We start from the raw sequence: 20400 nt of genomic DNA, 5'->3' as shown, positions 1-20400 counted from the left end.
ATCTAGGCCGCGTATCATATCCAATTTAGGTAAAACTGTACCAGCGCTGCGGCAAGATCTGCCTGCAAGGCTTGTTCCAGACACCATGTCTCGGCATGTTTTTCCAGTTCAGGCCAGTGTTTGCGGGTTGATTTCCAGTGATCGGTCATTGTCTCACCAGCGTTCCACCTCCGCCATAGACCGCTGATCGCCTCGCGGGCAGGCTCGGACAGGCCTTGGGTGTACAGAGCCAGGAAAGCATCGAGTTTGTCCAGATGGATGTCTTCGTCCTGCCGATAGATGTGCCAGAGCAGCGGACGACCTGCCCATTGGGCGCGGACAAAGGAGTCTTCGCCGCGCACGGCGTTGAAATCGCAGCTCCACAGCAGCAGGTCATATTGATCCTGTTGGACAAACGGCAGCACTTGCACGGTCAAGGCGTCGCGCACATGCACCGCGCTGGCTGCCAGCCCGTCCACGCCGAGCCAACGCTCGACATCGCCGAGAATCCGCCCTTCGGGTACCAGCAGATGAGTCGGCGTCGAATCGGCCGCCATTGTGTCGAGCCAACTGGCCAGCCCGGTATTTTCGTAGGCAAACAGCGAGACCAGTAGTGCATTCGGTGCACGATCAACTCCCAGGCCTTGCAGGAATTCTCGCTGAGCTTGCGGATTTTGCTGAAACTGCCGACGCCGCTCCAGCAATCCGCTTTCCCGCAGCAAGCCACCGGTGCCCTTGCGAAAGCCCGGGAAGAAAAAGAACTTCTGCACGTTCTTGTACTTCACCGACGGCAAGCCATGACAACCGACGACCCAGTCTTCGGCACTCAGATAATCGAGGTTCATCCACAGTGGCGGTTTTTTCCGTTTGGCCATGGCTTCCATATACGCACTCGGCAACTGGCAAGCGAAGGCTGCGATGACGACATCAGCGGCTTCGGTGGGCTGCCAGTCGGCCGACCACTGTCGCACCTCGACACCTTGCTGCCACTGCTGCGCAGCATTGATGTCGATATCCGGACACAAACGCTCAAAGGCCCGCAGGTCATCGACCCACAGGCGCACCGCCACGCAATGTTCGGCCACCAGTTGTCGGGCCAGGCGCCAGGTCACACCGATGTCACCGAAGTTGTCGACCACGGTGCAAAAAATATCCCAGCGGGTTTTCATTTCAGGCATTCCAGGCTCCCGTTGGCAAAGGCGCCGATTGTCCGCATAAATTACCCCGCGCAGAAGAGCCGACGGCGATTAATCTTCATGCGACAATCGCCACTTGCCGCGACCACCCGCCAGGAGGCAATAATGCCCTACCGTCCCAACCCGCGCCGTCCCTTGCCGATCCAGTTTAATGCGCTGCAACTGACCGGCAGCATTGCCCTTGGTTTGTGGCTGGGATTCATCGCGATTGCACTGACGTGCTGGCTCGCGTATCGACTGTTGTTCAACGAGCCACTGGCACCCTTGGCACAGGCAGTGGAGCAACTGGCCAAGCCGCTGGTGATTGAGCAACCGGCCCCACCTGCCCCACAAAACCCGATGTTCGAGCAGTACGAGGACCACCTGCGCAGGAATGAACAGCAGCAATTGGTGGAGCAGGCCAGAAGCAGCAAACACAATCTGTCCAATCCAAAATGCCAGTTCTGGCTGCAGCAGAATCAAACTGCGCCGAGCGAAAAAAGCCGCGCCAACGTCCTGCAATTCTGCGATTGATCATGAAGCTCTCTATGCACAAGCCGACCGTCCACCAACTGATTATCGACAAGCTGCGGATCGATCTCGACATCGCCGAGCGGGCCGCGCAAACCGCTTACGAAACCGCGACCCACGAAGAAAACATAGCCGAAAACAAATACGACACTCTGGGGCTGGAGGCGTCTTACCTGGCGGCCGGACAGGCAAGACGCGTGGAAGAAATCAGGCAGTCATTAGCCCTTTGCCAGAACCTGACACTGCGGCCTTATGATGATCAGCGCGGTATCGAAGTCGGCGCCCTGCTCGGTCTGGAAGACGAAAAGGGACGCGAACAATGGCTGTTCCTGGCCCCTGACGCGGCCGGGCTGAAGGTTGATCTGGTGGGGCAACTGATTACCGTCATCACCCCTCGCTCGCCGCTGGGCAAAAGCCTGCTGGGCAAGTTCGAAGGGGATGAAGTGGAGATTCTGGTGGCGGGCGCTCGGCAACAGTTTTCTGTTACCGAGGTGGTCTAGGCAAGAAGATTGACGATTAATGCACCGGCAATTCGACGCCGTCGAACAGCTCTTCCAGTTCCTGTTTGTTGTGGCACTGAATGGCCTTGGCCATCACTTCGCGGGTCAGGTGCGGCGCGAATTTCTCGATGAAGTCGCACATGAAGCCACGCAGGAACGTGCCGCGACGGAAACCGATTTTGGTAATACTGGATTCGAACAACTCGCTGGCATCAAGCACCACCAGGTCGCTATCGAGTTTGGTGTCGACCGCCATCTTCGCCACGATGCCCACGCCCAGACCCAGGCGAACGTAAGTCTTGATCACGTCGGCGTCGGCGGCGGTGAACACCACTTTTGGTGTCAGGCCACGATGACTGAAGGCTTCGTCGAGTTTCGAGCGGCCGGTGAAACCGAACACATACGTCACGATCGGGTATTCGGCCAGGGCTTCGAGGGTCAGCTTCGACAGCTTGGTCAGCGGATGGCCTTGAGGCACCACCACGCAGCGGTTCCAGCGGTAGCACGGCATCATCACCAGATCGCCGAACAGTTCCAGGGCTTCAGTGGCGATGGCGAAATCGACGGTGCCGTCAGCGGCCATTTCGGCGATCTGCATCGGCGACCCCTGGTGCATGTGCAGGGCAACGTCCGGGTATTGCTTGATGAAATTGCTGATCACTGGCGGCAATGCATAACGCGCCTGCGTGTGGGTGGTGGCAATCGACAGGGTGCCCTTTTTCTCGTTGGAGAATTCCTGGGCGATCTGCTTGATGCTTTCAACTTTGCGCAGGATCTCGCCAGCGGTGGTGATGATGCGCTCGCCGGCCGGGGTAACCCGGGTCAGGTGCTTACCGCTGCGGGCAAAAACCTCGACCCCCAATTCGTCTTCCAGCAGACGAATCTGTTTGCTGATGCCCGGTTGCGAGGTGTAGAGGCTTTGGGCAGTAGCTGAAACGTTGAGGTCGTGGTGCGCCACTTCCCAGATGTAGCGCAATTGTTGAAGCTTCATATGAATCCCTCAAAGCAGGTAGACGCCACGGGCATCAGCGACGATATATAACTATATTAATGGTTTGATTAATAAATCTAGAACTTTTTATCAAAATGCCATTATCCGGGTTCTAGCGATCCCCTTTGCGGCGACGCTCCATCAGTGGCACCAGATAGACCGGCACCCGGGCTAGCTGCAACACGCGCGCAGCGGTCCTGCCCAATGGCGTTTCCGCGCCAACGCCATGACTGTGACTCCCTACGATCAACAAATCGACGGAGAGTTTCTGCGCCTGGTCGAGAATCACTTCCGACGGATCGCCCTGCAGCACCCGCACAGCCCGAATTCGTTCCAGGTCTTGCTCCCCCTCATCCCCCAGCTCTTCGCGAAAACTGTCGAGCACCCGTTGCTCGATATTGGCAATCACGTTATTCAGGCCCTGACTGTGAAACTCGTTCAAGGCCTGCTCATCGAGGTAACTCTGAAGCACCGATTCGGCGAACAACCCCATCGGCTCAACCGCGTGCACCACATACAAGTCGGCATTGAATGTTCGAGCCAGTGCCAACGCATGCTGCATCACAAAAGGTGCGTACAGACCGAGGTCGGTGGCATACAGCATCGAATGAATCATAGTGACCTCCTTTAATGCCAACATGGCGGAGATGGATTCAGCTTAGCAGTGCCATGGCGAGAGCGGCGTTCGGCGCAACGTATTGAACCGCTGCGCTTTAAATCGACGGCTCGTTACTGATGCCATGCGGCACGTGACCGGTGGCGACCACTTCGCGGGCCAGCTCGCAATGGCCGGCCTGATCGTCGAAAAACACGTCGGCGGCAAAGGCTTCGAGAAAAGCCGATTTGGTCAAACCGCCGAGGAACAGCGATTCGTCCAGACGGATATCCCATTCGCGCAAGGTGCGGATCACCCGTTCATGGGCCGGCGCCGAGCGTGCGGTCACCAGTGCGGTGCGGATCGGACAGGCATCATCGGGGAACTCGCGCTGCAAAAGGTTGAGCGCTGCGAGGAAACCTTTGAACGGCCCGCCACGCAAAGGCTCGCGGGCTGACTCGCGTTCGCTGGCCTGAAACGCTGCAAGGCCTCCGGACTGATAAACCCGCTCCGACTCATCGGAAAACAGCACCGCGTCACCGTCGAAAGCAATGCGCAATTCATCGCTGGCGGCGCGACTGGCACCGCCCGATAGAATAGTCGCTGCGGCGAAACCGGCCTCCAGCGCACTGCGCACATCGTCGGAATGGGTCGAAAGAAACAGGTCGCAGCCAAAGGCCTTGAGGTACGGATAAGGACTGCGACCGCCGACAAATGCCGCACGCGATATCGCCAGGCCATAGTGATGAATCGAATTGAAAACCCGCAGGCCGGTGTCGGCGCTGTTGCGCGACACCAGGATTACCTCGACCCGGGCACGGCCGAGACTGGCGTTCAGGTTCAGGAGTTTTTCGACTAACGGGAACGCATCGCCGGGCTCAAGAATTTCGTCTTCGTGTTCGATCTGGTATTGCCTATAGGCCTCGACACCACTCGACAGATAAACCTTGTGGCTTTCACTCAAGTCGAACAGCGCTCGCGAAGAAATCGCCAATACCAGTTTGTCGTCTATGCCATTTGCCATGCCCTTCCCTCTCCTTTTGACCGACTCAGTGATTACGTCGGTCGATAAAACTCAAACTGCGATACAAGGCTTCGATGCGCGGCAACTCACATCCCGCCGCCTTCGCCGCGGCGAGTGGTCGAGTGTAGATCGCCTCCAGTTCCAGCGGCCGCTTGTGCAGAAAATCGTGGTGCATGCTCGGCCAGTAGTCGGGCATTTTCTCGGTCATCATGAACAGATAGTCGGCGTACCCCGGCGGCATGTCGTGACCACAGGCCTTGGCCCCCTGAACCACTTCGGCCATCAAGGCCTGAATCAGCGCGCGGCTGTCGGCATCCGCCATCAACGGAGTGGTGCTGGCCCCAAGCAGCACCGACAGACCGTTGTAGGGGATGTTCCAGATCAGTTTTTGCCAGCGGGCCTGATGCAGGTTCGCCATGGCCTGGGCGTCGATGCCGGCTGCGCGAAACAACCCGGCGCCCTCCTCGACAATGTTCATGCGCGCCTGTTCATCGGCGACGGGGCCGCTGTGATAGCCGACGTTCACAGCCCCTAGCGCCTGATGGGTAATGATCCCTGGGCCGGCGCGATGGACGCAGATCAGACAGAGCCCGCCGAGCAGGTGCAGCGAATCGGGGAGCAATTCGCGCAGACAGTCTTCGACGTCCAGGCCATTTTGCAGCAACAGCACTTTGGCATCGGGTGCCGCGGCTTGAATAATGGCCGGTGCCAGCTCTGCGTTACTGGTGGTCTTGGCGCCCACCAACAGCCAGTCACACCGCGGCATGTCGGCAGCGGACGAGTAGGCCTGGACCGGGTTCAGGACCAGCGGGCCCAACGACGCATGATCGAGATGCAAGCCGCGTTCGGCGACTGCCGAGAATTCACTGCGCAACAGAAAGTGCACATCAAAGCCGGCACGCGCCAGCATCACCCCATAGAAACCGCCGATTGCACCGGTCCCGATAATGCCTATCGTCGGCTTGGCCTTTTTGCCTGTCATGGTAACTCCTCTGCTTGTCGGCTCAACGCATGAGCCACGGCCTCGTTGAGCGCCGTGCGGGTCAGACGCGACTGAAGCGCGCCGAAAAATTCACCGTCGCGAACCACAAACAGCGCCGGCAAATGAAAAACCCGATAACGCTCGACCACCCCGCCATTGTTCCCGGCGTCGATCCAGCACAGTCGATCGACCGCCAGATCGAAACCAGGCAATTGTTCACGGGCAAAACGGCAACTGGCGCAGCCGACGCTGGTAAAAATCACCAGAGAAACACCGTTCATCGCCAACAGCCGTTGGTCGGCGTCGAAATCGGTCAATTCCGATTCGACCACTATACTGGGAGAAACGATGTCAGATGGCCGACACAGGGAGTCCGTGTTCATGAGACGTTATCTTCCTCATCCTGACGATGTACCCGTCGAATTAACGTTGTTCAAACTTGAGTGTATTTCGCGACAACAGCTGCACACAATCAGCCTCGGCGGCATGGCTTGCAATTACCACCGCGCATGGCGCCACGGTACGGCGCTGGAAGTACGCATGCCGACCCTGAACCCGGATTTGCGTTTTCTGGGTTATGTGGCTTGGTGCCTGCGACGCAAGCGCGGCTATCTGGTCGGCATCGCCTTTGTGGATGAACAGACGCTGTTCAGTGCCAGGATGGGCGAACAGGTGTGTCAGATCGAACGTTACCGCCGCCAGCATGACGCGCACGACGACCTGCAGGATATTCAGGCCCTCGCTCTCGAATGGGTCCAGATGCACGCCGACGAGTTCTCCCACGACACGGTTCGCAAGGCGTTTGCATAGCCAGTGCCGGTTTAGTGGGTGTTCTGCCCCCTAAACCAGTGTCTGCCCATTGTCGAGCCACGGTGTAACGCGCTAAGGTTCGGCTTCCCGACGCGCTTAATTTGCTGTGCTCCGCCGCGCGGGTTCGCTGGCGGCCGGCACCCGTGACCTGACGAGTAAACGATGGCTGATTTACCGATCAACGACCTTAACGTCGCCTCCAACGAGACCCTGATCACTCCCGATCAGCTCAAGCGTGATATCCCTCTGAGCGACGCTGCCCTGCGCACCGTCACCAAGGGTCGCGAAGTCATTCGCAACATTCTTGATGGCACTGACCACCGCCTGTTCGTCGTGATCGGGCCGTGCTCGATCCATGACATCAAGGCTGCCCACGAATACGCCGAGCGCCTGAAAGTGCTCGCGGCGCAAGTGTCCGATACCTTGTATCTGGTCATGCGCGTGTATTTCGAGAAGCCACGCACCACTGTCGGCTGGAAAGGCTTGATCAACGATCCGTACCTGGACGACTCGTTCAAGATTCAGGATGGCCTGCACATCGGTCGTCAGTTGCTGCTGGACCTGGCCGAAATGGGCCTGCCGACCGCGACCGAAGCCCTCGACCCGATCTCCCCGCAATACTTGCAGGACCTGATCAGCTGGTCGGCGATCGGCGCACGCACCACCGAATCCCAGACTCACCGTGAAATGGCTTCCGGCCTGTCCTCGGCTGTCGGCTTCAAGAATGGCACCGATGGCGGCCTGACGGTGGCCATCAACGCCTTGCAATCGGTTTCCAGCCCGCACCGTTTCCTGGGTATCAACCAGGAAGGTGGCGTGTCGATCGTCACCACCAAGGGCAACGCCTACGGTCACGTGGTGTTGCGCGGCGGTAACGGCAAACCGAACTACGATTCGGTCAGCGTCGCGCTCTGCGAGCAAGCGCTGAACAAAGCGAAGATCAAGCCGAACATCATGGTCGATTGCAGCCACGCCAACTCCAACAAGGACCCGGCCCTGCAACCGCTGGTGATGGAGAACGTCGCCAACCAGATCCTCGAAGGCAACCAGTCGATCATCGGCCTGATGGTCGAAAGTCACCTGAACTGGGGCTGCCAGGCGATCCCGAAAGACCTCGCCGACCTGCAATACGGCGTGTCGATCACCGACGCCTGCATCGACTGGACCGCCACCGAAAACACCTTGCGCAGCATGCACGCCAAGCTCAAGGATGTGCTGCCTAAACGCAATCGCAGCTGATCGCCGTTTCGTTTCACGCATAAAAAACGCCAGGCTTAAACCTGGCGTTTTTTTATGCGCTCGCTTTATTCACAGCTTGGCGGCATGCCGCGCGTGACGTTCCATGTAGCGCTCCACGTAGGAACACGATGGAATGACTGTGTAGCCCATTTCCTCGGCGTATTGCAGTGCTTGCTCGGTCAACGCCGCCGCGATGCCGCGACCACGCAGCGCGTTGGGCACAAAGGTACGATAAATATCCAGGGTCTGTTTTCCCAGATCCATATAGGTCAGGTAGGCACGATAACCGTCCACAGTGGTCTCGAACTGATGACCAGCCTGGTCATGGTGGATGGACAACGCCTCGCTCATCACTACTCCTCGCGGGTCTTTAATTCTGACCCCTACCTTACCGATGTTTTTCCGGCGAAGAAACATCTACGCCACCCCGTGCCTGAATGGACACCGAGAGAGCAACACCCATCTCGCGCAACCGAGCACGTACAAATAGTAGGCACCATTGGCAGAAATGCTCAAGGGACGCTCGTCATGCTGGCAGGCCAGTGCTGCTTGAGGTAATGCAGGGGCGGCTCGACCAGGATTTTCCCGGGTCGAAGCCTGAACATTGCCGGACATTGAGACTTAAGACGAGCGCCCTTTGTTTAAGTCACCTCAACATCGATAAAGATATGAGAGCCGCTGCGCAGAATCCGAAGAAAAGTGTGGACGATTGCATCTAGACAGACTTTAGCCAAGACTGAAAAACAGTGGCCGACCTCGGGAACTTTTTTTCGCCGTCTCGCTCAGCTCGGGCCTCGCAGCTGGATGTTTTTTATACAATGCACTTAAAAGTTGCTCGAAAAAGAATCAACGCCTACAATTTTTTTGCTTCTTGCGCTACGTCAGTTTACTTACTACAAGTAATGGGTAGTATGTACGCCGGCTATTTCCTCTCTCTGAGGAGACAGCTACTTAATAGAAAGTCCTTGAAGGGGAACACAATGAATAACGTTCTGAAATTCTCTGCTCTGGCTCTGGCCGCAGTTCTGGCTACCGGTTGCAGCAGCGTATCGAAAGAAACCGAAGCACGCCTGACCGCTACTGAAGACGCAGCTGCTCGCTCCCAGGCTCGTGCAGACGAAGCTTACCGTAAAGCTGATGAAGCTCTGGCTGCTGCTCAAAAAGCACAACAGACTGCTGACGAAGCTAACGAGCGTGCTCTGCGCATGCTGGAAAAAGCTAGCCGCAAGTAATAGTCCTTCGGGATTGTTATCAAGCCGACCCATTTTTTGGGTCGGCTTTTTTATTGCCCCGCGTTTCTGCAGGCCATAAAAAACCCGCCGATGCGGCCTGCATCGGCGGGTTGCTTTAACACATTACTGCTGCAAGTCGATCGGTGCACTCGACACCATCGGTGCCGATGCATTCGGTACGGCGATTTCCACGGGCAGGCCATCTTCAGCGGCAACCACGTCACGCACGACATCCCAGTTCATGCGCAAGTTGTTGGTAATGTCCTCGCGCTTGAGCATCGCATTGATCACTGCAGTGTGCTTGTCGACCACCGAAGGGTTGCCCTTGTCGTCCAGCGGCGTGTGCGCTTCCAGATAAACCTTGCCGCCACTGAGGCCGAATTTGTACGGGTCGTTGAGAATGCGCACCGACGTTCCGACTGGCACCATGCCGGCCATTTCCAGCACATTGTTGTTAAACATGCGGAAGCAACCGTGGCTGGTGCGCATGCCGATACCGAACTTCTTGTTCGAACCATGAATCAGGTAGCCCGGAGTGCCCAGCGTGAACTTGAACGGCCCCAGCGGATTGTCCGGGCCGGCAGGCACTACATTGGGCAGCGGATCACCATCGGCGGCATGCTCGGCCTTGATCGAGGCGGGAGGCGTCCAGGTCGGGTTCGGTGTCTTGGCGGTGATGCTGGTGTGCGCAATCGGCGAGCCCCAGCCTTCGCGACCGATACCCAGCGGGAAGGTGTACACCACGTTCCGGCCTTTCGGGAAGTAATAGAGACGGTATTCAGCCAGGTTAATGACAATACCTTCACGCGGACCCGGCGGCAGAATGAAGCGTGTCGGCAGTACCACTTCGGTACCCGCGCCCGGTAGCCATGGATCGACGCCAGGGTTGGCCGCAACCATTTCCGAGTAGCCCAGATCGTAGGTGGTACCAAGGTCAGCGAAGGTGTCTTCGTACTTGGCCTTGATCACTTGCACCTGGCCGACGATGTCTTCACCGGGTGGTGGCAGGGGTAGCTCCAATGCTGCTACAGGGCCCGCGACGCAGAGGGCGGCAAGAGACAGGCAGCGGGTGACGGCGGGAAAGCGCGGCAACATCCGGAAAATCCTTCGCATAATCGACAAGGGTATAAAAACGGGATTGTACACCGACGACCGTTATTTCGGGGAGACGTAAAGACCTGTGGTTGGGGGATCTGCGGTGAGGGGCTTGCCTGTGGGGGAGCTTGTCTATGGCAAGCCCCCCACTCACGGAAGTCCTCTGACCACAGGGCTCTAAAGCTCGAACCGCAACTCAGGCCAGATCGGCGAGGTGCCGCGTTTTTGCGACTCCAGAATGGCCCGGCACAATGAGCACAGGCGCTGGTCCTGGAACACTGTGCGGTCGACGCTCGACCAGCGCGGTTGCGCCGGCAGCAGGCTGCCGCACAAGGTTCGGTCCGCCGAGCCGCCCAACTCCAGCTGACGGGTCACCAGATGCACCCGCACTTCCTGGCAGGCGAACAGATCCAGCTGTTCGTCAGGCTCGATCAGTTGGTAGGCAAAAAGGGACCAGGCAGGACGCGGCATCGGGGGCTCCAAATCGGGGGCGCCACCTTAGCCGAAACACCGCCGCTAGAAAAGCGTCAAAGCAGCGGTTTCAGTGTCGGCCAGACATTTTCCAGCAACTTGTCCTGAGCCGCCGCAGCCGGGTGCAGGCCGTCGCCTTGCATCAGGTCCGGATGACCACCCACACCGTCGAGAAAAAACGGCACCAGCGGGATCTTTTTCTCGTTGGCTACCTTGGTATAAGCCTCGGCAAAGGCCTGGGTGTAACGCGCACCGTAATTGGGTGGCAGTTGCATGCCCAGCAGCAATACCTTGGCACCACTGGCGCGGGAGCTGTCGATCATCGACGCAAGATTTTGTTGCAATTGCGTTGGCAGCATTCCGCGCAACCCATCGTTGCCCCCCAATTCGAGGATAACCAGCGCAGGCTTATGCTCTGCAAGCAGCGCCGGCAGGCGCGCCCGGCCTCCGGCACTGGTGTCGCCGCTGATGGACGCATTGACCACTTTATCGTCGAAACCTTCGTGCTTGAGCCGTTGCTCGAGCAATGACACCCACCCCAAGCGGGTATCCAGGCCGAAACCGGCGCTGATACTATCGCCAACGATCAGGACTGTACCCGCCGCTGCGTTCTGGGCCATGCACATCAAGGCCAGGCCAGCACTCAAAAACCACACACGCATCGGATTCTCCATGGGCGTAAGCATTCTCACCGCGAAGAACCTCAGCAAAGTGGTTCCCAGCGCGGAAGGTGAACTGACTATCCTGCACGAACTCAGCCTGGAACTGAACAAGGGCGATAGCCTGGCCATCGTCGGCGCTTCCGGTTCCGGCAAATCCACCCTCCTCGGCTTGCTCGCCGGTCTCGACCTGCCGAGCAGCGGCGAAGTCACGCTTGCCGGTCAAGGCCTGAGCAATCTCGATGAAGATCAGCGCGCGCGCATCCGCGCCGAGCACGTGGGGTTTGTCTTCCAGTCGTTTCAACTGCTCGACAGCCTCAATGCCCTGGAAAACGTCATGCTGCCGCTGGAGCTCGATGGCCGCAAAGACGCCCGTGAGCGCGCCACCGAATTGCTCCAGCGTGTCGGCCTGGGCCAACGCCTGACTCACTCACCGCGCCAGCTTTCCGGTGGCGAGCAACAGCGCGTGGCGATTGCACGGGCGTTTGCCGCTGAGCCCGACGTGCTGTTCGCCGATGAGCCCACTGGCAATCTCGATAGCCACACCGGCGAGCGCATCAGCGATCTGCTGTTCGAACTCAACCAGGAAAGTGGCACGACCCTGGTGCTGGTGACCCACGACGAACGCCTGGCACATCGCTGCCGGCGCCTGATCCGCCTTGAAGCCGGCCTGCTGGTCGCCCCTCTGGAGCCTTGATGGCACGCCTGCCGCTGTTGCGCCTGTTCAGTCTCGCTATCCGTCAACTGTTGCGCGATGCCCGCGCCGGTGAGTTGCGTGTGTTGTTCTTCGCCTTGCTGGTGGCGGTGGCGGCAAGTACCGCCATCGGTTACTTCGGTGCCCGCCTGAATGGCGCCATGATGCTGCGCGCCACCGAGTTTCTCGGTGCCGATCTGGTGCTCGAAGGCAGCTCACCGGCGCGACCGGAACAGATAAGGAGCGGCACAGAGCTGGGTCTTGAACACGCTCAGGTGGTGGAGTTTTCCAGCGTTATCGCCACCGACAACGGCATTCAGCTGTCCAGCATCAAAGCCGCCGATGATGTCTACCCGTTGCGCGGCGAACTGAAAAGCGCCCCCGCGCCCTTCGCGCCGGAAGCACCCGGAGGCGGCCCGAAACCCGGCGAAGCCTGGGTCGAAGCGCGACTGCTGACCGCACTGGACTTGAAGATCGGCGACAGCATCGATGTCGGCATGAAAACCCTGACGCTGGCGCGAGTGCTGACCTATGAACCGGATCGCGCCGGTAATTTTTACAGCCTGACGCCCCGGGTGTTGATCAACCTTAGCGACCTTGAGTCGACCGGCGTGGTGCAACCCGGCAGCCGGGTCAGTTACCGCGAACTCTGGCGCGGCAAAGCCGAGGCGCTGGAAACCTATCGTCAACTGATCAAGCCCGGGCTGGCGGCCAACCAACACATCCAGGATGCCCGGGACGGCAACCGGCAGATCGGCGGCGCCCTGGGCAAGGCTGAACGTTATTTGAACATGGCCAGTCTGGTGGCGGTGCTGTTGTCCGGTGTGGCGGTGGCGTTGTCGGCTACACGCTTCGCCACGCGCCGATTCGATGCCAGCGCATTGCTGCGCTGCCTGGGCCTGTCCCGTCGGGAAACCATGGTGCTGTTCAGTCTGCAACTGACCGTGCTCGGACTGCTCGCCAGCATCAGCGGCGCCCTGCTCGGCTGGCTGGCACAGCTCGGGCTGTTTGCACTACTGCATGATTTGCTGCCGACCGATGTTCCACCGGGTGGCCTGTTGCCAGCCATCGCCGGGATCGGCACCGGGCTGGTCGCGCTGGCCGGTTTCGCCCTGCCACCACTGGCCGCCTTGGGTCGAGTGCCGCCGCTGCGCGTGCTGCGTCGCGACATGCTGCCGATTCCGTCCAGCACCTGGATTGTCTATGGCGCGGCATTGGGCGCCCTCGGCCTGATCATGTGGCGCTTGAGCCTGGACCTGCTGCTGACCTTCGCCCTGCTCGGCGGCGGTGTGATCGCGGCGCTGGTGCTGGGCGGTTTGCTGTTGCTGCTACTGAAGAGCCTGCGCCGGATGCTGGCGCGCGCCTCATTGCCCTGGCGCCTCGGGTTGGGCCAACTGCTGCGCCATCCACTGGCGGCGGCGGGTCAATCCCTGGCTTTCGGTTTGATTCTGCTGTCCATGGCGCTGATCGCTTTGCTGCGTGGCGAGTTGCTCGATACCTGGCAAAACCAGTTGCCGAAAAATGCCCCGAACTACTTCGCCCTGAACATTCTGCCGGCGGACAAACAGGCCTTTACCGATCGTTTGATGGAGCTGGCGGCACAATCAGCGCCGCTGTACCCGGTGGTGCCGGGACGCCTGATCAGCATCAATGGCGAACCGGTGCAGGACATCGTCAGCAAGGATTCGGCCGGTGATCGAGCCATTCAACGCGACTTGAGCCTGACCTGGGCGGCAGACCTGCCAGCGGGCAACATGCTCACCGCCGGCAACTGGTGGGACCAGCAACCCGCGGATGAAATACCCGGGGTTTCGGTGGAAGGTAAAGTCGCCGAAAGCCTCAAACTCAAGCTCGGCGATCACATGGTGTTTACCGTCGGCGGGGTCAATCGGGAGGCGAAAGTCACCAGCCTGCGGGAGATCAACTGGGACAACTTCCAGCCGAATTTTTTCATGATCTTCCAGCCCGGCACCTTGAAGGACTTGCCGGCGACCTACCTGACCAGTTTCTATCTGGCGGCCGGTCACGATCAGCAGATCGTCGACCTGTCCCGCAGCTTTCCGGCGGTGACCATTCTGCAAGTCGAAGCCTTGCTGGCGCAGCTGCGCAGCATCCTTGGCCAAGTCACCCTGGCAGTGGAATACGTACTGTTGTTTGTGCTGGCGGCAGGGATGGCGGTGTTGTTCTCCGGTTTGCAGGCAACGCTGGATGAACGCATTCGCCAAGGTGCATTGCTGCGAGCGCTAGGCGCCGAGCGGCAGTTGCTGGTCCGGGCCCGGCGGATCGAGTTCGGCCTGCTCGGCGCGGTCAGCGGGTTGTTGGCGGCACTGGGTTCGGAACTGGTGAGCCTGGTGCTCTACCATTACGCCTTCGACCTGCCCTGGCACCCGCATCCGTGGCTGTTGGTATTGCCATTGATCGGCGCCGTGCTGATCGGCGGCGCCGGTGTGTTCGGCACGCGCCGCGCCTTGAACGCCAGCCCCCTGACAGTCTTGCGCGAGGGTTGATAAACTCAAGCGCTCTGATCTCACGTATACAACCACAAGAAGTCGCCATGAGCCGTTATCGCCCTCCCCGCACCGCTGGCACCGCGCTGATCACCCCCGAAGGTGAAGCGCGGATGCGGGCCGAGTTTCATGAACTCTGGCATGTGCGCCGACCGCAAGTGACGCAATCAGTCAGCGAGGCGGCGGCACAGGGCGATCGGTCGGAAAACGCCGAGTACACCTACGGCAAAAAGATGCTGCGCGAGATCGACAGTCGCGTGCGCTTTCTCACCAAACGCCTGGAAGCGCTCAAGGTTGTCAGTGAGAAACCCAGCGATCCGAACAAGGTCTACTTTGGTGCTTGGGTCACGATTGAAGATGAAGATGGCAAAGAGTCGCGCTATCGCATCGTCGGGCCGGATGAGCTGGATCTGAAACTAGGCCTGATCAGCATCGACTCACCATTGGCGCGCGCCCTGATCGGCAAGGCGCTGGACGCCGAAGTGCGGGTCCAGACACCGACCGGTGAACAATGCGTGTATATCGTGGCGATCGACTATTTTTGAGCCGCTGCGCCATGAATCTCAGCGACGGGTAATCAACCCCTGACGAGCCACGCGAGTCAGCTGCCTGATCACTTCAGGCGCATCCTCGGCGTTGGGCGCCAGAATCACCGCCAGATCGAAACTGTCGTTGGCGAACCGTGCCAGTGACTCGCCGTCGTCGACAAACTGAATCAGGAAAGCAGCAGGCCCACCGCTACGACGTGGCCAGCCATCGAGGTAACGCAGCAGCGTCGGCTGATGTTTACCGCCAAGCAGGATTTTTGGATTGCGCTGGGAGAGGTGTGCCGTGATCGGCGCGGGGCGTACAACGGGGCTTAATGCATTCATTGTGTCGTGTCTCTGCCTCAAAAGTCTGCATGGCAGGTGAGAGGCAACACCGAACCAGCGCTTTAGCGGTATTTCGAAGCCTGTTTCAAGCTTCTATCGGCAACTTGATGAGTCACCTGGCGCCCCGCAAGTAGCTGTTTAAATCGGCGCATGAGCAGCATCCTAGAGAAGCTGACCGGACAGTGTCAAGAATCTCCGGCAACAAAAAAAGGCCTGCACAGTGCAGGCCTTTTTTTGTTGAACAAGAGCAGTCAGTCGGTGATGGCGCGGTCTACCGACAGCTTGCCTGCCCCCTCGATCAGCACCGCGAGGCTGCCACCGAGCAACGCCAGGGCGAATTCATAACCGTTGTTAGCCATGAACAGACCGTTGCTGATGTGCACGGTGAAAATAGCCACCAGCGAGAGGAAGGTCAGCCCCAGCGCTGCCGGGCGTGCCAGCAGGCCGATGATCAGCGCCAGACCGCCGAAGAACTCGGTACCACCCGCCAGGATCGCCATCAGGTGACCCGGTGCCAGCCCGATGCTTTCCATGTACTGCGCGGTGCCGGCAATGCCGTAGCCGCCAAATGCACCGAAGAGTTTCTGTGAGCCATGGGCCGCGAAGATGATGCCGACGAAAATACGCAGAATCGTCAGACCGTAGCCCGCGCGGGTGAACAATACCTTGTTGATCAGTGTGCTCATGCTGTGTCATCCATTGTGAGTGTGTGTTGGTTGGCCGCCATATTAATCAATAAAACCCATGTTAAAAGCGCAAAAAACCCACCATAACAATCAGCTTAGTCGATCATTTCCGTGAGGCAACTTTTTGCCCCTGGGGCTCCAACGACTCCCGCTCCCGATCGAACGCCAAGTAATACTTGTTCACGCTATTAACATAGCTGACAGCCCCCATTCCCACCTGCTCCATGGCGATGCGCTCGACCTGGAAAAACCACTGATTAGGATTCAAGCCGCGTCGCCGGGCTTCGGCGCGCATGCCTTGAACCCGCTCCGGTCCCATGTTGTAGGCCGCCAGCACGAACGCCATGCGCTCGCGTTCATTGAGTTTGGGGCTGGCAAAAAACTTGCGGCGGATCATCGCCAGGTACTTGGCGCCGGCCTGCACATTGGCGTCGAGGTTTTGAATATTACTCACCCCAACCCGCTGGGCGGCGGACGGGGTGATTTGCATCAGGCCGGTGGGGCCGCTGCCGCTTCTGGCGTTGGGTTGCAGCGCCGACTCCTTGAAAGCCAGCGCCGCCAGGTTCAGCCAATCCATGCCTTGGGCTTCAGCGTGTTTTTGCAGCACCGGTCGAAGTTTTTCCAGACGCTGCCGATCGGCCTTGGCCAAGGGATAGTGCACTTGATACAGGCGCCTGTAGATCCGCAGGAACGCTGCATCCTGATCCGACGGCTTTTTGTAGGTAGCCAGGAAGCGATCGATGCTCGACCGCAGCATTGAGGCGTCACGACGCACGAACCAGTATTCCTCGCCCGGTTCGCTGATAAGGACCTGTCGATCGAAGCGCAATTTGGGCAGGATCTTGCCCCAGCGTTCGGCAATCGGTTGCTCGACGATCGTCAGGTGAAAGATCCCGCCCTGGACCATTTCCAGCACGTCCTCGACCGCCAGGCTTGGATCGACCCACTCGATCTTCACCGGAGGCAATTTGTGCAGCGCGAGTTTCTGATTGATCTGACTGACGGCATCCCCGGCGGCGCTGCCGGTAGGCAGCGCGAGGGTTTTGCCCGAGAGTTGCTCGATATGGGTGTAACGTCGTTCCCCTTTGATCCCCACCAGCAGCAACGGCACATCACTGGCAATCGGTTCACTGGCGCTGACCGCGTGGCCCGATTGCGGATCGAGCAGTTCCCCCGGCGCGACCAGATCACCCTCCCCGCGCTGCAACGCGCCGAGCAGTTGATCCTTGGCTTTGGGAATGATCTTGAGGGTGATTTCCTGGCCGTCACGGGCATGGCCGTTGAGGTATTGTTCGAAAGCGCGCAAGCGGTGGTATTCGACGCCAATGGTCTGGCCCTGGACTTCACCGGAGCTGTTGCGGCTCTGATTGACCAACACCCGCAACACGCGACTGCTGCGAATCTCCGCCAGGTCACGGACCTTGGCCGCGGGCACGGCTTGTAACGGCCCGGCCAGACGCGCAACCGCCGGCAGGGGCAGCAGTAACGAGCAACACAGCAGTAACAAAATCGAGGGACGAATCATCCACTCTCCGGAAAGAATACTGGCCGACCTCATGAGTGATTTCATGACGTCGAGCGACAGAAACAGAGCGCCTGAAGCGCTGATAAAGTGCGAGAGAGTGGCACATTGATGGCTACTCTACCAACCCAACCTGTCTCGCAGCCTCAACAGACAGCTTTAACTCGTTGTAGTTCTTGGTTTTTCTTATAAATCGACAGCTCTGATATGCTTTCCGGCCTTTGGTCCGAGGTAGCACCATGCAACTCATCGATATCGGCGTCAACCTGACCAACCCCAGTTTCGCCGACAAACACCAGGCTGTACTCGACCGAGCCTATGCTGCCGGAGTCTGCCAACTGGTGCTCACCGGGACCAGCGTCGAGGGCAGTGAACAGGCTCTGGAGCTGTGCCAGCAATGGGACGAAAGCGCTCAGCGACTATTCGCCACGGCCGGTATTCACCCGCACTCGGCCAGCGACTGGAACGCCGACAGCGCTCAGCGTCTGCGCAGTTTGCTCAAGGAACCGAATGTGGTGGCCGTGGGCGAATGCGGCCTCGATTTCAATCGTGATTTCTCGCCCCGCCCGCAACAGGAAAAAGTCCTCGAAGAACATCTGGCGATGGCGGTCGAGCTGCAATTGCCGGTGTTCCTGCATGAGCGCGACGCCAGCCAACGGTTACTGGAGATTCTGCGTGACTACCGCGACCAGTTGCCGGCGGCCGTGGTGCACTGCTTCACCGGTGAAAAAAAGGCGTTGTTCAGCTATCTCGATCTGGATTTGCACATCGGCATCACCGGCTGGATCTGCGATGAACGCCGGGGTACGCACCTGCACCCGCTGGTCAAAGAGATTAAGCGCGGGCGCTTGATGCTGGAGAGCGACGCGCCGTATCTGCTACCCCGCAGTCTGCGTCCCAAGCCGAAGAATGGTCGCAACGAGCCGGCGTATCTGACTGAAGTGTTGCGTGAGGTGGCGCTGCATCGTGGGGAAAGTCAGGAAGACCTGGCAAACCACACCACAGCATGCGCACGGGCATTCTACGGGTTGCCTTCGATCCCCCAATAATCATAAACCCCCTGTGGAGTGAGCCTTTGTGGCGAGGGAGCTTGCTTCCCGTTGGGTCGCGAAGCGGCCCAAAAAAATGGGACTGCTACGCAGTCCAACGGGAAGCAAGCTCCCTCGCCACAAAGGCCTGCTCCCACAGGTTGGCGGTGGTGCCCGTTGATCCACATCAAGATTCTACGTCCTGCATAGCGGCACAATGCTGGCACCTTGCCAAAACTGTTTCCGCTATCAGAGAAGACCTCCATGGGTGCCTGGCTTAGCAATATCTCGCTGAAATACAAATTCTGGGCGGTCAACGCTGTCGCCTTCGTCACCACCCTGTTGCTGGTGCTGTACGCCGTGCAGCTCGAACAACAGGCTCGCAGCCATGCCGCCCAAGCGTCGGCCCAGGCACAGGCGCGATTGCTCAGTGCCTGGCCTGCCGGGCAGCCGCTGCCCAAGGCCGATCACCTGCTGACCTTCAATCGCGGGCAGGCGCCGTTACTGAACGGGCAACCGCTGCTGGAGCTCACCGATACCAACGGTTGGGTCGAGATCAACACCCTGCCGCTGTTCGGTGAAAACCCATTGATAGGCGCCGAGGTGTTCACTCGCCCTGACGGTCAACAGATCGCGGTGATTGCTTATGGCCCGAGCCTGAGCCAAGTGTTCGGCGAACGCTTCACTCACTACGCCGTAGCGGTGTTCATCCTGATGCTGGTAATGCTCGGCGCGTCGCAACTGTTGATCCGCTTCCTGCTCAGCCAGCTCAACACCCTGAAAGACGTGATGCTTCATGTCGAGAAAACCGGCGATTTGTCGGCCCGTGTGCCACTGGCCTGCAAGGATGAAGTCGGGCAGATGGCCAATGCCTTCAACGCCATGCAGGCCGGTTACCAGCGAGTGGTCAACACCGTCGCCAGCACCGCACGACAACTGGATGTCGGCGCCGCGCGGCTGGCCTCGAGCATGAACGAGGTGCGTCACGGCATGCTCGGGCAGCAAAGTGAAACCGATCAGGCCGCCACGGCGATCAACGAAATGACGGCCACGGTCCATCACATCGCCCAACACGCCGGCGCCACCCGCGACCTCTCGCAAACCGCCGACACCCTGGCCGGCAGCGGCCAGGAAGTGGTCAGTAGGGTGCAGAAATCGATTGGCGGGTTGTCCACTGGCGTGCAGCAAACGGCCGAGATGATTCAGCGTCTGGCCGAAGACAGCCAGAAGATCAACGGCGTGGTCAGCGTGATCCATAGCATCGCCGAACAGACCAATTTGCTGGCCCTTAACGCCGCCATCGAAGCGGCCCGGGCCGGCGAAATGGGTCGCGGGTTTGCGGTGGTCGCCGATGAAGTGCGTAACCTGGCCAAACGCGTCCAGGCGTCCACCGATGAGATCACCACCATGGTTTCAGCGCTGCAGGCCGGCACTCGGGATGCGGTGGACTTCATGCAGGAAAGCTCGTTCAAGGCGGACGACTGCATGCTGCAGGCGCAGGAAGCCAGTGTGGCCCTGGCAGAAATCACCAGTGCGGTGGCGCAGATGCGTGAAAGCAATACGCAAATCGCGGTGGCGGCCGAGCAGCAGAGCCATGTGGCGCAAGACATGAATCGGGCGGTGGTGAGCATTCGCGACGTAACCGAAAACACCGTGCAGCAGACCGTGAATTCGGCGATTACCAGCAATGAGTTGGCGATGTTGGCGGGGGAATTGAGCAAGGCCATCGGGCAGCTCAAGCTTTGAGGGCCCTATCGCGACCTGCTCGTGAAAGCGTCAGTCCAGTCAACATCAATATTGCCCATGCC

At 59.3% G+C, this 20400-nt stretch carries 23 protein-coding genes; 10 read left to right on the top strand and 13 right to left on the bottom strand.

Annotated elements, in window-relative coordinates:
- Positions 1-14 precede the first annotated feature (14 nt).
- A complete protein-coding gene (gene earP / locus LOY56_RS07730; RefSeq protein WP_258620874.1) occupies positions 15-1157 on the bottom strand; it encodes an elongation factor P maturation arginine rhamnosyltransferase EarP in 1143 nt (380 codons plus the stop codon).
- A 123-nt stretch (positions 1158-1280) separates the two neighbouring features.
- Here earP and LOY56_RS07725 point away from each other — a divergent pair, with 123 nt between their 5' ends.
- Positions 1281-1688 (top strand): hypothetical protein, encoded by a 408-nt coding sequence (locus LOY56_RS07725; protein ID WP_258620873.1) that lies wholly within the window; start codon positions 1281-1283, stop codon positions 1686-1688.
- Between the two features lie 14 nt (positions 1689-1702).
- Positions 1703-2185 (top strand): transcription elongation factor GreAB, encoded by a 483-nt coding sequence (locus LOY56_RS07720; protein WP_258620872.1) that lies wholly within the window; start codon positions 1703-1705, stop codon positions 2183-2185.
- 16 nt (positions 2186-2201) lie between these two features.
- On the opposite strand, the gene cysB is transcribed toward LOY56_RS07720, so the two are convergent.
- The 5 genes from cysB to LOY56_RS07695 all read right to left on the bottom strand — a co-directional run bounded on the left by cysB (position 2202) and on the right by LOY56_RS07695 (position 6160).
- Positions 2202-3176, bottom strand: a complete 975-nt coding sequence (cysB, locus tag LOY56_RS07715) for an HTH-type transcriptional regulator CysB (RefSeq protein WP_007899921.1) — start codon at positions 3174-3176, stop codon at positions 2202-2204.
- Positions 3177-3288: 112 nt separating this feature from the next.
- A complete protein-coding gene (locus tag LOY56_RS07710) occupies positions 3289-3792 on the bottom strand; it encodes a universal stress protein (protein WP_258620871.1) in 504 nt (167 codons plus the stop codon).
- Positions 3793-3889: 97 nt separating this feature from the next.
- On the bottom strand, positions 3890-4795 hold the full coding sequence (locus tag LOY56_RS07705; RefSeq protein ID WP_258620869.1) for a 5'-nucleotidase: 906 nt from the start codon (positions 4793-4795) through the stop codon (positions 3890-3892).
- Between the two features lie 25 nt (positions 4796-4820).
- On the bottom strand, positions 4821-5777 hold the full coding sequence (locus tag LOY56_RS07700; protein ID WP_258620867.1) for a putative 2-dehydropantoate 2-reductase: 957 nt from the start codon (positions 5775-5777) through the stop codon (positions 4821-4823).
- On the bottom strand, positions 5774-6160 hold the full coding sequence (locus LOY56_RS07695) for a co-chaperone YbbN (RefSeq protein WP_258620866.1): 387 nt from the start codon (positions 6158-6160) through the stop codon (positions 5774-5776). Before LOY56_RS07695 ends, LOY56_RS07700 begins: the two co-directional genes overlap by 4 nt.
- On the opposite strand from LOY56_RS07695, the gene LOY56_RS07690 reads away from it, so the two are divergent.
- Both LOY56_RS07690 and LOY56_RS07685 read left to right on the top strand, forming a co-directional pair.
- Complete coding sequence (locus tag LOY56_RS07690; RefSeq protein WP_258620865.1) at positions 6159-6587, top strand: PilZ domain-containing protein; 429 nt, start codon at positions 6159-6161, stop codon at positions 6585-6587. The two genes, LOY56_RS07695 and LOY56_RS07690, sit on opposite strands and share 2 nt — an antisense overlap.
- A gap of 162 nt (positions 6588-6749) precedes the next feature.
- Positions 6750-7826: a 3-deoxy-7-phosphoheptulonate synthase gene (locus LOY56_RS07685; protein ID WP_258620864.1), complete on the top strand. Its 1077-nt coding sequence runs from the start codon at positions 6750-6752 to the stop codon at positions 7824-7826.
- A gap of 69 nt (positions 7827-7895) precedes the next feature.
- On the opposite strand, the gene LOY56_RS07680 is transcribed toward LOY56_RS07685, so the two are convergent.
- Complete coding sequence (locus LOY56_RS07680; protein WP_007899932.1) at positions 7896-8177, bottom strand: GNAT family N-acetyltransferase; 282 nt, start codon at positions 8175-8177, stop codon at positions 7896-7898.
- Between the two features lie 629 nt (positions 8178-8806).
- On the opposite strand from LOY56_RS07680, the gene oprI reads away from it, so the two are divergent.
- Positions 8807-9058, top strand: a complete 252-nt coding sequence (gene oprI, locus LOY56_RS07675) for an outer membrane lipoprotei OprI (RefSeq protein WP_003172710.1) — start codon at positions 8807-8809, stop codon at positions 9056-9058.
- Positions 9059-9181: 123 nt separating this feature from the next.
- Here oprI and LOY56_RS07670 read toward each other — a convergent pair whose 3' ends face one another.
- The 3 genes from LOY56_RS07670 to LOY56_RS07660 all read right to left on the bottom strand — a co-directional run bounded on the left by LOY56_RS07670 (position 9182) and on the right by LOY56_RS07660 (position 11286).
- Complete coding sequence (locus LOY56_RS07670) at positions 9182-10153, bottom strand: L,D-transpeptidase family protein (RefSeq protein ID WP_258620863.1); 972 nt, start codon at positions 10151-10153, stop codon at positions 9182-9184.
- Positions 10154-10330: 177 nt separating this feature from the next.
- A complete protein-coding gene (locus LOY56_RS07665; RefSeq protein ID WP_007899882.1) occupies positions 10331-10624 on the bottom strand; it encodes a hypothetical protein in 294 nt (97 codons plus the stop codon).
- Between the two features lie 56 nt (positions 10625-10680).
- Positions 10681-11286 carry an arylesterase gene (locus LOY56_RS07660; RefSeq protein WP_258620862.1) on the bottom strand — a complete coding sequence of 202 codons (606 nt, stop codon included), beginning with the start codon at positions 11284-11286 and terminating at the stop codon, positions 10681-10683.
- 10 nt (positions 11287-11296) lie between these two features.
- Between LOY56_RS07660 and LOY56_RS07655 the strand changes: the two genes are divergently transcribed.
- The 3 genes from LOY56_RS07655 to greB are packed head-to-tail and all read left to right on the top strand — an operon-like array spanning position 11297 to position 15029.
- The gene (locus tag LOY56_RS07655) at positions 11297-11980 is read left to right on the top strand and encodes an ABC transporter ATP-binding protein (protein WP_258620861.1); all 684 of its coding nucleotides are present in this window, start codon (positions 11297-11299) and stop codon (positions 11978-11980) included.
- The gene (locus LOY56_RS07650; RefSeq protein WP_258620860.1) at positions 11980-14484 is read left to right on the top strand and encodes an ABC transporter permease; all 2505 of its coding nucleotides are present in this window, start codon (positions 11980-11982) and stop codon (positions 14482-14484) included. The genes LOY56_RS07655 and LOY56_RS07650 overlap by 1 nt, the downstream gene beginning before the upstream one ends.
- A gap of 47 nt (positions 14485-14531) precedes the next feature.
- The gene (gene greB, locus LOY56_RS07645; protein WP_018929803.1) at positions 14532-15029 is read left to right on the top strand and encodes a transcription elongation factor GreB; all 498 of its coding nucleotides are present in this window, start codon (positions 14532-14534) and stop codon (positions 15027-15029) included.
- Positions 15030-15047: 18 nt separating this feature from the next.
- Here the strand turns inward: greB and LOY56_RS07640 are convergent, their stop codons facing one another.
- The 3 genes from LOY56_RS07640 to LOY56_RS07630 form a co-directional block, all read right to left on the bottom strand.
- The gene (locus LOY56_RS07640) at positions 15048-15356 is read right to left on the bottom strand and encodes a class I SAM-dependent methyltransferase (protein ID WP_258620858.1); all 309 of its coding nucleotides are present in this window, start codon (positions 15354-15356) and stop codon (positions 15048-15050) included.
- A gap of 251 nt (positions 15357-15607) precedes the next feature.
- Complete coding sequence (locus LOY56_RS07635) at positions 15608-16042, bottom strand: DoxX family protein (protein WP_030132338.1); 435 nt, start codon at positions 16040-16042, stop codon at positions 15608-15610.
- Positions 16043-16145: 103 nt separating this feature from the next.
- A complete protein-coding gene (locus tag LOY56_RS07630; RefSeq protein WP_258620856.1) occupies positions 16146-17567 on the bottom strand; it encodes a transglycosylase SLT domain-containing protein in 1422 nt (473 codons plus the stop codon).
- Between the two features lie 236 nt (positions 17568-17803).
- Between LOY56_RS07630 and LOY56_RS07625 the strand changes: the two genes are divergently transcribed.
- Together LOY56_RS07625 and LOY56_RS07620 are read left to right on the top strand one after the other, a co-directional pair.
- A complete protein-coding gene (locus tag LOY56_RS07625; RefSeq protein ID WP_258620854.1) occupies positions 17804-18613 on the top strand; it encodes a TatD family hydrolase in 810 nt (269 codons plus the stop codon).
- Positions 18614-18856: 243 nt separating this feature from the next.
- The gene (locus tag LOY56_RS07620) at positions 18857-20338 is read left to right on the top strand and encodes a methyl-accepting chemotaxis protein (protein ID WP_258620852.1); all 1482 of its coding nucleotides are present in this window, start codon (positions 18857-18859) and stop codon (positions 20336-20338) included.
- Positions 20339-20400: the final 62 nt, after the last annotated feature.

This window comes from Pseudomonas sp. B21-048, from assembly GCF_024748615.1.
GTDB lineage: Bacteria > Pseudomonadota > Gammaproteobacteria > Pseudomonadales > Pseudomonadaceae > Aquipseudomonas.
Note: the sequence above shows the minus strand (reverse complement) of the source record. Positions and strands in the feature narration are given on the sequence as shown.